At 31.6% G+C, this 14,832-nt stretch carries 13 protein-coding genes; 2 read left to right on the forward strand and 11 right to left on the reverse strand.

The genetic code is table 11. The features are described from left to right. The first annotated feature begins 84 nt into the window (after positions 1–84). Both rlmD and LGK97_RS00315 read left to right on the forward strand, forming a co-directional pair. Positions 85–1,425: a 23S rRNA (uracil(1939)-C(5))-methyltransferase RlmD gene (rlmD, locus tag LGK97_RS00310; RefSeq protein WP_226257737.1), complete on the forward strand. Its 1,341-nt coding sequence runs from the start codon at positions 85–87 to the stop codon at positions 1,423–1,425. Between the two features lie 219 nt (positions 1,426–1,644). After that, entirely contained in the window at positions 1,645–2,910 is a 1,266-nt protein-coding gene (locus LGK97_RS00315; protein ID WP_226257738.1) for a Glu/Leu/Phe/Val family dehydrogenase, read from the forward strand. A gap of 85 nt (positions 2,911–2,995) precedes the next feature. Here LGK97_RS00315 and LGK97_RS00320 read toward each other — a convergent pair whose 3' ends face one another. From LGK97_RS00320 to pstB, 11 genes are all read right to left on the reverse strand, one after another. After that, complete coding sequence (locus LGK97_RS00320; protein WP_226257739.1) at positions 2,996–4,159, reverse strand: class I SAM-dependent methyltransferase; 1,164 nt, start codon at positions 4,157–4,159, stop codon at positions 2,996–2,998. A gap of 216 nt (positions 4,160–4,375) precedes the next feature. After that, positions 4,376–5,611 carry a serine/threonine transporter SstT gene (gene sstT / locus LGK97_RS00325; protein WP_226257740.1) on the reverse strand — a complete coding sequence of 412 codons (1,236 nt, stop codon included), beginning with the start codon at positions 5,609–5,611 and terminating at the stop codon, positions 4,376–4,378. A 380-nt stretch (positions 5,612–5,991) separates the two neighbouring features. Then, on the reverse strand, positions 5,992–6,486 hold the full coding sequence (gene ybaK, locus LGK97_RS00330; RefSeq protein WP_413228406.1) for a Cys-tRNA(Pro) deacylase: 495 nt from the start codon (positions 6,484–6,486) through the stop codon (positions 5,992–5,994). Between the two features lie 63 nt (positions 6,487–6,549). Next, positions 6,550–6,726: a hypothetical protein gene (locus tag LGK97_RS00335; RefSeq protein WP_226257742.1), complete on the reverse strand. Its 177-nt coding sequence runs from the start codon at positions 6,724–6,726 to the stop codon at positions 6,550–6,552. A gap of 117 nt (positions 6,727–6,843) precedes the next feature. After that, positions 6,844–8,322: a stage IV sporulation protein A gene (gene spoIVA / locus LGK97_RS00340; RefSeq protein ID WP_226257743.1), complete on the reverse strand. Its 1,479-nt coding sequence runs from the start codon at positions 8,320–8,322 to the stop codon at positions 6,844–6,846. Between the two features lie 156 nt (positions 8,323–8,478). Then, positions 8,479–9,471: an NAD(P)H-dependent glycerol-3-phosphate dehydrogenase gene (locus LGK97_RS00345; protein ID WP_226257744.1), complete on the reverse strand. Its 993-nt coding sequence runs from the start codon at positions 9,469–9,471 to the stop codon at positions 8,479–8,481. A gap of 1 nt (position 9,472) precedes the next feature. Next, positions 9,473–10,789, reverse strand: a complete 1,317-nt coding sequence (gene der / locus LGK97_RS00350) for a ribosome biogenesis GTPase Der (protein WP_226257745.1) — start codon at positions 10,787–10,789, stop codon at positions 9,473–9,475. Continuing rightward, positions 10,789–12,126: a DUF512 domain-containing protein gene (locus LGK97_RS00355; RefSeq protein ID WP_226257746.1), complete on the reverse strand. Its 1,338-nt coding sequence runs from the start codon at positions 12,124–12,126 to the stop codon at positions 10,789–10,791. The genes der and LGK97_RS00355 overlap by 1 nt, the downstream gene beginning before the upstream one ends. Before the next feature lie 340 nt (positions 12,127–12,466). Continuing rightward, positions 12,467–13,291 carry a substrate-binding domain-containing protein gene (locus LGK97_RS00360; protein ID WP_226257747.1) on the reverse strand — a complete coding sequence of 275 codons (825 nt, stop codon included), beginning with the start codon at positions 13,289–13,291 and terminating at the stop codon, positions 12,467–12,469. A gap of 102 nt (positions 13,292–13,393) precedes the next feature. Continuing rightward, complete coding sequence (gene phoU, locus LGK97_RS00365) at positions 13,394–14,050, reverse strand: phosphate signaling complex protein PhoU (protein WP_226257748.1); 657 nt, start codon at positions 14,048–14,050, stop codon at positions 13,394–13,396. Positions 14,051–14,073: 23 nt separating this feature from the next. After that, positions 14,074–14,826, reverse strand: a complete 753-nt coding sequence (gene pstB, locus LGK97_RS00370) for a phosphate ABC transporter ATP-binding protein PstB (RefSeq protein ID WP_226257749.1) — start codon at positions 14,824–14,826, stop codon at positions 14,074–14,076. Between the last annotated feature and the right edge of the window lie 6 nt (positions 14,827–14,832).

Below are 14,832 nucleotides of genomic sequence, written 5' to 3' on the forward strand. Positions count from 1 at the left end.
TGTGCTATAATTTATAAGAATAGAGTTTAAAATACTAGCCCTAGGGGCCATAAGACATTTAAGTACATAAGGAAAGGTGAAAATATGAGTAACGAGCAAATAAAAGTAAACTGCATTTCAATAGATGAGGATGGAAAAGGAATTATTAGGATTAAAGGTCAAGAAATCCACGTTCCAAATCTAATTCCTGGAGAAACTGCAATGGTAGAAGTCCTTCGAAAGAAAAATTTTATAACTGCAAAAGTGCTTCGAATTGTAGAAAAGTCAAAAGATAGGGTTGTTCCCAAGTGTTCATACTTCCATGAATGTGGCGCTTGTCAATTGCAACATTTATCAAATAAAGGTCAAGCAAAATTTAAGCAAAATAGTGTAGAAAAACTTATGAGTACCTATGGAAAAGTAAGCGAAATATTGAGTATGGAAGATCCATATTTTTATCGTAATAAAGTTCATTCTACAGTTGCGTATGATCAAAAGAAAAAAATCATATCAGGAATTTACGAGGAACATACCCATAGAGTTATCCCAATTGATCAGTGCATCATTCAAGGTAAGCCTGCAGATGACATCATATCATCTATAAGAGAACTTATGAAGAGTTTTAAAATGAAGCCCTACAATGAGAACACTGAAGAAGGATTTTTGCGTCATATCCTAGTTAAAACAGGATTTGTAAGCAAGGAAGTAATGGTTGTACTAGTTGTAGCATCTCAAGTATTTCCTGGCAAAAACAACTTTGTTAAAGCATTGCTTAAAGAGCACCCACAAATTACTACAATTGTTATGAATATTAATAATCGCAAAACCAGTGTTGTTCTTGGCATCACAGAAAAAGTACTATTTGGAAAAGGATATATTGAAGATACTTTATGTGGATGTGTATTTCAAATTTCACCAAAGTCCTTTTATCAAATAAACCCAATACAAACTGAAATTCTATATGGCACCGCAATTGAAATGGCAAGATTAAATGGAAATGAAGTTGTTCTTGATGCCTATTGTGGCATCGGTACAATATCACTAATTGTCAGCAGTAAAGTTAAACATGTCATTGGAGTAGAATTAAACAAAGATGCAGTGAGCGATGCAACTCGCAACGCAAAAAGAAATAAAGTTACTAATACCATATTTTATAATGATGATGCTGGTAATTTCATGATTGACCTTGCAGCAAAAAAACAAAATATTGATACAGTATTTATGGACCCTCCTCGTAGTGGCAGTGATGAAAAGTTTTTATCTTCACTTGTTAAGCTAGGACCAAAAAAGGTAATATATATATCCTGCAATCCTACAACACAAGAGCGTGATCTTAGCTACTTAACAAAGCATGGTTATAAAGTAACCGAAATACAACCAGTTGACATGTTCCCACAGACATTTCATGTGGAGTGCGTTGTATTGCTGTCCAGGGTAGATACCTAAGTGTGTGAATAGGCTCAAAATATAGCTGTTGATTTCTTTCCGTGCCATAAAAAGATCATATCATTTTTATATTTTGAGATAATTTTATAATTTTATAATTTTATAATTTTATGATTGACTTATATTATTGAGTATGCGCACTTGGATTTACGCTTACAATATGTTAAAGTATGTAGTGGAACAAGTATATTATATTATAAAGCTAGGAGGTTTTATATTATGTCAAAAGAAAATCTAAATCCGTTAGAGGCAGCACAATCCCAAGTACAAAAAGCTTGTGATGCACTGAATCTTGATGCAGAGGTTTTTGAATTACTTAAGGAACCAAAAAGAATGATTGAGGTTTCAATTCCAGTTAGAATGGATAACGGAACACTAAAAACTTTCAAAGGGTATAGAGCATTACATAATGATGCTATAGGACCTGGAAAAGGTGGTATTAGAATTCATCCAGGTGTAAATCCAGATGAGGTAAAAGCATTATCTGTATGGATGACGTTCAAGTGTGGCGTAATGGGAGTTCCTTATGGCGGAGCAAAGGGTGGAATCACAGCTGATGCACTTGCATTATCAAAAGGGGAATTAGAGAGATTATCTAGAGGATATGTGCAAGGTATCTACAAATATATTGGAGAAAAAATTGACATACCTGCACCAGATGTTGGAAGTAATGGTCAAGTAATGGCTTGGATGGTGGACGAGTATATAAAATTAACAGGACAAAATAACATGGGCGTAATCACTGGAAAGCCAGTTCCATGGGGTGGATCCCAAGGTAGAAACGAAGCAACAGGATTTGGTGTTAGTGTAATAGCTAGAGAAGCTGCTAAAAAAGTAGGAATTGATATTACTAAAGCAACAGTTGCAATCCAAGGATTTGGAAATGTTGGTAGATATACAGTTAAAAATATAGAGCGTCAAGGAGCTAAAATTGTTGCACTTGCAGAGTGGGCTCCATCAGTTGGTACTTATGCTATATACAATGAAGGTGGATTAAACTATCAAGATATGGCAAATTATATAGATGAGCACAAGAATCTTGTTGATTATCCAAATGCAAAGAAAATTTCTTTAGAAGAATTCTGGGCATTAAAAGTTGATATAGTTGTACCATCAGCTCTTGAAAATGCAATTCAAGAGAAAGAAGCTAAAGTTATTAATGCTAAGTTAGTATGTGAAGCTGCAAACGGACCTATCACTCCAGCGGCAGATGCAATACTAAAAGAAAGAGGAATAGTAGTTACTCCAGATATACTTACAAATGCTGGTGGAGTTACAGTTTCTTACTTTGAGTGGGTACAAAATAGATACGGATACTATTGGTCAGAAAAAGAAGTAGAAGAGAAACAAGAAGTTATAATGATGGATGCATTCAACGATATTTGGGAAATGAAAGAAGAATACAATGTAACAATCAGAGAAGCTGCTTATATGATTTCAGTTAAAAAAGTGGCAGATGTAATGAAGTTGAGAGGCTGGTACTAAGATAAGCTCATCATGTAAAAAAAATAAAGTGGCCGTTGCAAAACGATAAAAATCGGATTGCGACGGCCACTTTATTTTACCCATATTAAATTAAATTATCCTTTTTCAATAAATTATATAATGTTGGATTTAAATTAAATTCCTTCATTAAAGAATTAACTTCAGTTAAAGCTTTATTCTTTTGATCATTTGATGTATTGGATTTTGATGCTCTTATCAATAAGTTTTTAGGGGAATGTGATATATCTATAAATTCTAGAAGTTGCGTTTTGTAGCCTACACTTTCCAAAAGATTAGCTCTCACTGCATCAGTCATAAGTGCTGAGACTCTTTCTTGCACTATTCCATACTTTGTTAATATAGATAATGATTCTGTTTTAATTTGTCCATTAAACTCGTGTTGGCAACAAGGAACAGAAAATATCATTTTACTATTCCACTTTATTGCATTATATAAAGCATAGTCAGTAGCTGTATCACAGGCATGCAATGTGATTACCATATCAACGTTATTGTTATATTTAAATCCATTTATATCCCCAAGTTCAAAATTCAAATTTTCATAATTATATCTTCTAGCTATGTCATTACATTTCTTAATTACATCATCTTTAAGATCCAGACCTATCATTTTTACATTGATTTTTTTAATTTCCACAAAGTAATAATATAATACAAATGTTAAATAGGATTTACCACATCCAAAATCTAATATAGTAAGTTCTTTAAAATCATTTTTCTTAATTTCATCATCAATAATTTCAACAAACCTATTTATTTGCTTATACTTGTCATATTTTGAATTAACAACTTTACCTTCCTTTGTAAAAATGCCTAAATCTATAAGAGGTTCTATTATCATACCCTCTTTAAGAATATAATTTTTTTCTTTATTATGTCCTTTATTAACAATTGATACATTGTCACCTTTTTTCTTACCTAAATGAACTTTGCCTTTTTTAGATATTCTTAGATCAAATGTAGTTGCGCTTGCCCACGCATCAATTTGTTTATAATTAGATGAGGCACATTCTAAAAGTTTTTCTTTTAAAATATCTTTATCTATATTTTCATGGAACACTTGCTTATCAGTACATTTTTCTATCTGATAATATTGCTTTACCTTATCTTCCTTTAATGTAAAAGTTATTTTATTATACTCTACGTCCTTATTAGTTTTATTACTAAGAATTATTTTTATAATATCTTGTTCCAACATTTCATCAATTGCTTTCATTAGTTCTTCCATTTCACAACACACCTTATAGTTTATTTTTGAACCGCTTTTCTATATAATAAAGGACATTAAAATAAATAACAAGTCAATTTTATTTAACTCCCTAATATGATTATATACTAAATTTTTAGAAATAATTACTTATTAAAAAAAGAAGGCCCTCCATCGCAAATTATAAACTGCGAATAGAGAGCCTACTTGGTGTAAATACACCACCTAATTTAATTTCTATTTAGGAATAACTATTTTCTTTCCTTCTTTACGCCACTTAGCAAATTCAGCTGTTGCTGTGAAAAGTGCATCTGTAGAAGAGTTAAGTGCAGTTTCAGCAGAGTCTTGTATAACCCCTACTATAAAGCCTACACCAACTAACTTCATAGCGATATCATTTGGAATTCCAAACAAGCTACAAGCTAGAGGGATTAATAATAGTGATCCACCAGCTACTCCTGAAGCACCGCAAGCAGATACAGCAGAAAGTACACTAAGGATTATTGCAGTAGGTATATCCACTTTAATACCAAGTGTTGCAACTCCTGCAAGTGTCAAAACAGAAATAGTAACAGCTGCACCAGCCATATTGATGGTAGCACCTAATGGAATTGATACTGAATACGTATCTTTATCTAATCCTAGTTTTTCACACAATGTCATATTTACAGGAATGTTTGCAGCTGAGCTACGTGTAAAGAATGCTGTAATACCACTTTCCCTTAAACATTTAAACACAAGTGGGTATGGGTTTTGACGAATATTGATGTACACAATAATTGGATTGACAACAAGTGCCACAAACACCATACAACCAAGAAGAACTGCAAGTAAACGTCCATAACTTAGTATTGCTCCAACTCCACTTGTAGCAATAGCATCAAATACAAGGCCCATGATTCCAAGTGGTGCAAAATTAATTACCCATTTAACCATTTGAGTTAATGCATCTGAAAAATTTGTAATCATAACTTTTGTAGTATCAGGTGCATTTTTCAAGGCAAAACCAAGAACTACTGCCCACGATAATATCCCAATATAATTGGCATTGAAAAGCGCCTTTACTGGGTTATCAACAACATTAAGTAATAATGCTTTGAGAACTTCTACGATACCACCAGGTGGTGCTATGTTATCAGCTCCCGCTACTGAAAGTGTTAATACTACTGGGAAAATAAAACTTGCAATAACAGCCACAAGCCCAGCTAAGAATGTCCCTAAAAGATAAAGGACTATAATCGATTTCATATTGGTTTGATGACCACTTCTATGTTGAGAGATAGCAGACATTACCAGGAAGAATACTAATATTGGTGCAATCGCTTTCAGAGCACCTACAAATAAAGAACCAAAAATAATGACAGGTTGTGCTTGTTTCGGAACCGCTACAGCTAATATAATACCAATAATTAAACCTATAATTATTCGTTTTACAAGGCTCATTTGATTCCACTTACTCATTAGATTTTTCATATTTTTTTCCTCCTTAGATTTGATAAAAACACAACATTGATTATTCATTTTAGCTGCGCCCCTATCAGAGTACTTATAAATAATAACTCTGTGACAATTGTAAGTTTACCACAAATTTAAACTCATGGGAAGAAAAAATTGAAGAATTTTATCAAAAAATATATCTTATAATGATTTTTTTATTATTCAAAACGTCATTTTCCTATAAAACAAGGGGGTTTAGAAAATTATTCTCGGTAAAAGTTACCTAAAATAATTAGCTTCAAGTTCTTTATTTCCAACGAAAATCCTTTGTCTTTTTTATAATGTACTAGACTTTTTAAAAAATTCAAACTATCCACTTTGCCCTTTATTATTAATCTTGAAAAGATTCTCATATTTCAGTTTTTTATACCCTTAATTATAATATTTTCCACTAAACAATTGCTTAGACTGATTAAATCCTTAGGTGATAATTCAATTTGATTACCTATTTTCCCAGCACTTATAATTAATGTATTATGATCCATGCATGAGATATCTAAAACAGTCTTATACTCTTTTTTCATTCCTATTGGCGAACACCCTCCACGAACATAACCTGTAATCCTATTAATATCTATAGTTTTAATCATCTCAATAGATTTTTGACTAACCACTCTTGCCGCTGTTTTCAAATCCAGCTCAGCAGTAACAGGAATGACAAAAACATAGTATTCTTTGCTGCTTCCTTGTGTCACAAGTGTTTTATATACCATTGCTTCTGGTTTCCCTATTTTTTTAGCAACAGAAATACCATCAATTATTCCGTCGCTATGATCATAGGAATGCGTATCATAGGAAATTCCTGCTTTTTCAACAATTCTCATAGCATTTGTCTTTAAATTTTTCAATATTATCCCTCATTTCATTATTAATAAAAAAAAGCCTACTTCTAAGCTTCTTTTTAAATATTATTTCTATTTAAAATTCTCAGTATTCTTATTTTTTTCATTTATGTAAATATCAAGTGCCTCTATTCCCCTGTGGGCAAGTTTTACAAATAGTATAAATGTATAGATGCTAACACCCAGCATCGAAAGCATAAAAATTAAATTAACTATACTAAATAGACCTCCTAGCATACTCATTCCCATAATAATATCCCCCTTGCATAATATGTATTAACTTAGCTTTATTATATCATAAAAATTAGCTTTGAGTTACAAGAAATCCTCTTATAACTCAAAGCTACTACTTAGAATAAAATATTATTATAATATGATACATATTAAGCTTCCATTACCTTCATTTATAATTCTTTGTAGTGTCTTTTGTATTTTTACTTGGACATCATCAGGCATCTTAAACAACTTATTTTGAAGTCCTTCTTTAACCAGCTCTTCTAGTGATTTGCCAAACATATTACTCTTCCAAATTTGAGATTTATCTTTCTCAAAATGCTCTAGTATGGATTCATAGAAATCTTCGCTTTGTTTTTCAGTACCCATAATAGGCGATATTTCTGTTTGTATATCTGCTTTTATAAAGTGAAGAGAAGGTGCTGAGGCCTTTAATTTAACTCCATATCTACCAGCATGCTGTATTCTCTCAGGCTCTTCTAAGGTTATTTCTGAAAGCTGTGGTGCTACAAGTCCATAGCCTTTTTCCTTAACATCCCTTAATGCCTCTGCAATTTTATCATATTCAACTTTAGCTTTAGAAAACTCACCCATTAGTGTTAACAAGTCACTTTCTCCTTTTATTTCACAATCACAAGTTTCACCTAATATCCTGTAAAATAATTCATGCTTAGGAACTATATTAACTCTAGCAGTCCCCTCGCCCATATTCATTTCATTAAGTATTGCAGAATCTAAAAATTCTACTTCTTTAAAGCTAAGAAGAGATTTATTTATATCTCTAACTTTAAAAATATCCTTACACATATCCTTTAAGAACTTCATAAAATTAATTTTTACCCAATGTTTAGAGCTTAAGTTTTCAATCCATTCTGGCATATCTATGTTAATTTCTTTAACTGGGAATTCTTTAAGAACCCTTTGGAATATGCTTGCTATATCCTCTTCTTTCATATTTAGAACATCCATAGCCTGAACTGGAACATCATATTTCTCCTCTAACTCTCTTGCTAAAATTTCTGTTTCAGGAGCATTTACATTTTTAGAGTTTAACACCATTATAAAAGGCTTATTAATGGATTTAAGTTCATCAACTACCCTTCCTTCTGCCTCTAAGTATTCATTTCTTTCGATTCCTGTAATTGATCCATCTGTAGTTATTAAAAGGCCAATAGTTGAATGTTCATTTATTACTTTTTTTGTTCCAAGTTCTGCTGCTTCCTCGAATGGAATCTCATAATCATACCAAGGAGTTGTAACCATCTTAGGTGTCTCCCCTTCAGCGTATCCAAGCGCTCCTTTAACAATGTAACCAACGCAATCCACCATTCTAACTTTAAATTTGGTTCCGCCTTCAAAGTCAATTTCAACTGCTTCGTTGGGTACGAATTTAGGTTCAGTAGTATGAATTGCTTTCCCCGAACCACTTTGAGGAAGTTCATCTTTTGCTCTTTCTTTTTTATGAGGATTGTCTATTTTAGGAATTACCATGAGTTCCATAAATCTTTTTATAAAGGTTGATTTCCCAGTCCTTACGGGACCCACAACACCTACATAAATATCCCCTTGTGTCCTCTCCGCTATATCTTTGTATATATCAAAATTATCCAAGATATACCCTCCCAATACTTATTACTAACATTATAAATATATTTTAGGAAGTAATAAATTATTACAATAGATTAAAAATATATAAAAAAAGCCTAATATTTCATTAACATTCTAATGAAATATTAGGTCAGCTAGTAACAATTTATGGATATAGCTTTAAATTTCGTCCTTTTTATTTCTTGACATCAATTCATATACCCCATATTTAGCATCTTTACCTTCAAATAACACTTTGTATAATACATCTGTAATAGGCATAGAAATTTTCAGTTTTTCTTTAAGTTTATAAAAGGCTCTTGTAGCTTTTATACCCTCAACTACCATTCCTACGTCTTCACTGGCTTTTTCCATAGAAGCGCCCTTTCCAATGAGAATACCAGCCCTTCTATTCCTACTATGCATACTAGTACAAGTTACTATAAGGTCACCCATACCCGTTAACCCATAGAAGGTTTCAGTTTTACCTCCAAGTGCAATTCCAATTTTTATGATTTCGCTCATTCCTCTTGTCATCAGTGCGGCTTTAGAGTTATCTCCGAAGCCAATACCGTCAGACACACCCGCTGCCAAGGCAATAATATTTTTAACTGCTCCACCTATCTCTACACCAATAATATCTTCATTAGTGTAGACTCTAAATTTACTAGTCATAAATACATCCTGAACAATTTTTGCATATTCCATATTTTTAGATGTAACTACTACTGTAGTAGGTATATCTAATGCAACTTCTTCTGCATGGCTAGGACCTGAAAGTATTACTATAGGGTTACTTGGGAGCTCCTCTTCTATAACTTCTGATATTCTTTTAAATGAGCCTTCTTCAATTCCTTTTGCAATACTAACCACAATTTGATCTTTCTTTAAGTAAGGTGCTATCATCTTACTTATATCTCTTATTACATGGGATGGAACTGCCAATACAATTATAGTGCTATCACATATAACCTTTTCTATGTCAATAAATGCTGTCACTCCTACTGGTATGATAACGTTAGGTAAGTATTTAATGTTTTCCCTCTTAATGTTAATATCGTTAATAACACTAAGTTTTCTATCCCATATATTAACTTCCATTCCTGCTTTGGCAAGCATAACACCGAGTGCGCTACCAAAGCTTCCACCACCTAAAAAAGCAACCTTTGACATTCTATTCCTTCCTTTCCCTAAATAAAAGTCTTATTCCTGTTCCACTAAATTCAAAAGCATTTCTCAATTGGTTTTCTAAATATCTTTCATAAGAGAAATGTAATAAGTTTGGATTATTTACGAAAAATACAAATGTTGGTGGCTGTGTATCTACTTGAGTAACATAGAATATCTTTAATCTCTTAAGGGCTACCGTTGGAGGTTCATTCATTAATACAGCCTTATTTATAACCTCATTAAGTATACCAGTAGAAATTCTCTTTGAAGAATTATCATAACATTCTTTAACTAGCGATAATATTTTATGTACTCTTTGGCCAGTTTTAGCAGATATAAATAAATAAGGTGCATATGCCATGAAGTTTAATCCTGCTTGTAATTTCTTTTTATATTCAAGCATAGTTTTCTCATCTTTTTCAATAAGATCCCATTTGTTTACTATAACTATAATAGCTTTTTTCATCTCATGAGCATAACCTATAATTTTCTCATCTTGATCACTTAAGTTCTCCGTAGCATCCAGTAGTAGAATAACTACATCGGCTCTCTCAACAGAAGCTAAAGATCTAATAACACTATATCTTTCAATTCCTTCTTCTACTTTACTTTTCCTTCTTATTCCAGCTGTATCAATAAGAATAAATTTACCTTCCGCTGTTTCTAATTTACTATCAATTGCATCTCTTGTAGTACCTGCAATATCCGTTACTATATTTCTTTCTTCTCCAAGCATTCTATTTATCAATGATGATTTACCAACGTTAGGCTTACCTACCACTGCAACTTGAATATATTCTTCATTTTCTGTATTTGAATATACATTTTCAAAATGTGATACTATTTCATCCAGCATATCTCCAAGCCCTAGACCTTGTGTTGCAGAAATAGCCCAAGGATTTCCTATACCCAAATTATAAAATTCAAATGCATTAGCCTCTAACTCAAGATGATCTATTTTATTTACCACTAGCACTATTGGTTTTTTGCTTTGTCTAAGCATTTGAGCAACTTCATAATCTGAACCTGTAAGTCCTTGCTTTCCGTCTACAATAAACACAATAACATCAGCTGTTTCTATAGCTATTTGCGCCTGTCTTCTCATTTGAGATAAAATAATATCTTGACTTTCGACTTCAATACCACCTGTATCAATTATTGTAAAGTTATGTCTAAGCCACTCTGCGTCCGCATAAACTCTGTCTCTTGTTACGCCTGGTGTATCTTCGACTATTGATATTCTTCTACCTGCTAATTTATTAAATAAGGTTGATTTACCTACATTAGGTCTTCCTACTATTGCTACTATTGGTTTTGCCATTATTCTTCCTCCCGACTATTTTGGTTTATTATATGGATTAAATCTTCTCCTGTGTAATCACATATTAAAACTTTTTTATTTAAGCTTTTTTCTAAATCGCCTATCGTAATGTTATCTAAGAATACTTGTTCTTCATTACTACCTAGTTCATATCCTCTTTTCAGCATATTTATAGGAATTATTAAATATTCTCCTAGCTTTTCATGCTTAAGTTGCTCTATTATGTCCTTCGCTGTTAAAAGACCAGCTACTGTAATAGTTTTTCCAAAAAAATTGTTTACTATCTTTTTAACATCAATAATAATTTTATTATTATGTTTAGTAATTTTTCTAGCAATCTTTAGTATTTCTTCATAAGCGGATTGTCCTGTTATAAAGGTAAAACTTCCGCTATTATTAAGATTAAGATCTTCTATGTCATTATCTATAACATTCCTAAGCAATCTTATCATACCTATGCCGTCTTCTAACTGATCATAACCATCATAAAACTCTTCATCTGGCACATCCATTTGTGCTGTAACGTAGAATTCATCTGACAACCTTATAAAAGGCGAGCCTATTTCACTCATGTATTTTTGTTGTAATTCTTTTACGCCTTCAATTTCTTGCACGGCAGTATCCCTATCGTATAATTTTAAATTAAATAAGCCTTCTCTAAACTTTGTTATTCCAACTGGTACAACTGCCAAATTTTCAATACTTGGATAAAGTTTATACAAATCCTCGATTGTTTTTATTAGCTCTTTTCCATTATTAATACCAGGACACGAAACTACCTGGCAATTAATTTTAATGGACGCATCCGCTAGCCTCTTTAATCTATCATATACGTTGCCAGCAAATTTATTATTTAGCATTATCTTTCGAAGTTCTGGATCTGTGGTGTGAACTGAAACATTAATAGGGCTTATCTTATATTTAATTATCCTATCTATGTCCTCTTCCTTCATATTCGTTAATGTTACAAAATTACCTTGAAAAAAGGATAACCTGGAATCATCATCTTTAAAATATAAAGTTTCCCTCATTCCTTCTGGCAATTGGTCAATAAAGCAGAATATACATTTATTATGACAACTCTTTGGCTTATCTAGCATAACATCAACAAATTCGATTCCTAAATCCTCGTCATAATCCTTCTCAATCTGTATGTCCCGTATCCTGCCATCTGCTTTTTCAATCTTGATCTGAATAAGTTCATCTGTAATTAAAAACTTATAATCTATAATATCTACTACAGCATTGCCGTTTATACTAATTAATCTATCTCCCACTTCTAACTCATTTTCTTTCGCAATACTTCCTGGAAGTATTTTAGCTATTTGATTTTTCATCTTAACCTCCTGTTTTACAATAACTTTCATCTAAAAGGTTTTATGAGGAATTATAGACATTATATTAAAATTAAATATCACCATAATTTACAATGTAAACTTTATAATATTCAATTTATAGTAGCTCAATTAAAAAACTCTAATTTTTATTAATAAATTATAGTATTCCATTAAGTTATATTACATGAATTAAATACCTAAGTCAACGATATTAGCCTTTATAAGCAGAAAAATAAGTATATATAGACAATCTTGCGTTTTTTTACATCTCATGTACTATATGCCTTAATTTCTGTCTACTCATTACTATTGCATAAAAATACCCCCTAAAAAGGAGGTATTAAAATGCTTCGATGCAATATTTTCTTATAATCTTCTTACCATCATCACTTTTAAAATACTGAAAAATATCCTTTAAACTATCTTTTTTCTCTTTAGAATAATAAATATTTATTGGGAACCTTAAAGTATAAAGTTCATTTTTAATATTTGATATCGTAATTTCAATACCACTTATTTTTAAAAATTTATTCTCTTTATTATACCACTGTCCTGGTATAAAACCTATAGCATTTTTGTCTTTAGCAACAAAATTTTTCATTTCTTCAATACTAGCTACGTATTTTATACTGTTACTCATTTCTTCTTTTACAGGAACATCCATTATTGCCATATCAAATTGTTGCTTAATTAAATTTAAGTTGTTTTTTAAAGCTACAGGTACTATAGCTTTTGATTCTCCATTTAATTTTTCCCAATTTGCTATGTTACCAATATATATTTGCTTTAATTCTTGAGTACTTATACTATCTAACTTATTACTAGGATTAACAATAATTGCCACTCCATCAAAAGCTAATGCTTGAGAATCAATTCCTTTATCATTTGGCTTTCCATATCCAATTAGCACATCCACTTCAGAATTATGTAATTTATCAAAAGCATTTTCTCTTGTAGCGGATTCCACTGTGACTATAGGGTCATTATTTAGATTATAATCCTTTACTAAGTCATTTACCATTGGAATCACTGTATCTTCGCACATTATTTTAATAGCTTTGGATTGTTTTTCTTTTGGATTAGCATCCTTTTTACATCCTGAATTCATCGTTACCAAACAAATACAAAAGATTATTGAAAAAGTTTTTAAAATTTTTTTCTTCATAATCACTGCTCCACTACAATATTTTGAACAAATACCTGTTACGTTATATTTTATAAGTTTACTTATACAAGTATATTGTAGTTTCTGTATTTCCACTTAAAACTATTCATTTAAATCAACTTTTTCTCCAGTTACTAAATAAATTGTCCATTCACATATGTTAGTTGTATGATCAGCAATTCTTTCTAAAAACTTACAAATAAATAGAAATTGAGTTGCTTGATTTACTGTGCTTGGTTTTTCAATCATTAGTTTTAGAAGTTCTCTGAATACTTCCTTATATATAATATCTACTTTATCATCTCGTTTGCAAACTTCATATGCCTTTGTAACATCTCCTGCCACATAAGCGTCCAAAGAATCTCTTATCATAATCACTACTATTTCAGCCATTCTTGGTATATCTACTAATTGTTTAATATACTTTTCATCTTTTAATTTCAATGTAATTTTAGCGATGTCTACAGCATGGTCAGCCATTCTCTCAAGGTCCGTTACAATCTTTGTTGTTGTGAAAATATTTCTTAAATCAATTGCTAAGGGCTGTTGCATGGCTATTAACCGTATTGCCTTGTCTTCTATCTCTCGTTCCAAATCATCAACTATATCATCATCCTTCATTATCTTTTCAGCCTTTTCCGTATCTTGAGAAACTAAAGCCTCTATACAGTCATGAATTTGCTTTTCCACTATGCTTCCCATTTTAATTAAATCATTGTGAAGCCCTTGAAGATTTGCTTCAAATATTTTTCTTGACATAAAATCACCTTCCTTACTATATCTTAGCCAAATCTACCAGTAATATAATCCTCTGTTCTTCTATCCTGTGGCTTATAAAATATATCTTCTGTTTTCCCATATTCAACTATTTCTCCATTTAAGAAAAATGCCGTGTTATCAGAAATTCTACCTGCTTGTTGCATATTATGTGTAACAATTATAACTGTATACTTCTTTTTGAGCACATCCATTAGTTCTTCGACCTTTAAAGTTGAAATTGGATCTAATGCTGAGGTTGGTTCATCCATCAATAAAACCTCAGGTTCTACAGCCAAAGTCCTAGCTATGCATAGACGTTGCTGTTGTCCACCAGATAATCCTAGTGCACTCTTTTTAAGTCTATCTTTTACTTCATTCCAAAGCACAGCTCCCTTTAAGCTCTGCTCTACAATTTCATCTAGTCTACTCTTATTGGTTAGGCCATGAACTCTTGGACCATATGCTATATTATCGTATATTGACATAGGGAAAGGATTAGGTTTTTGAAATACCATTCCTATCTTTTTTCTTAAATCTATAACATCATAATCTGAACCATATATGTTTTTACCTTCGTATATTACCTCTCCATCTATTTTAACAGAATCTATTAAATCATTCATTCTGTTAATAGTACGTAAAAATGTTGATTTACCACAGCCTGATGGTCCTATAAGTGCAGTAACAGAATTTTTTTCTATATCAATGTTTACATTTTTCAGTGCTTGCACAACTCCGTAATATAGATTTAAATTCTTTGCTATAACTATTCCCATGTTGTT

Origin of the sequence: Clostridium sp. CS001 (genome assembly GCF_020443565.1) — a bacterium.
Taxonomy (GTDB): domain Bacteria; phylum Bacillota; class Clostridia; order Clostridiales; family Clostridiaceae; genus Clostridium_AD.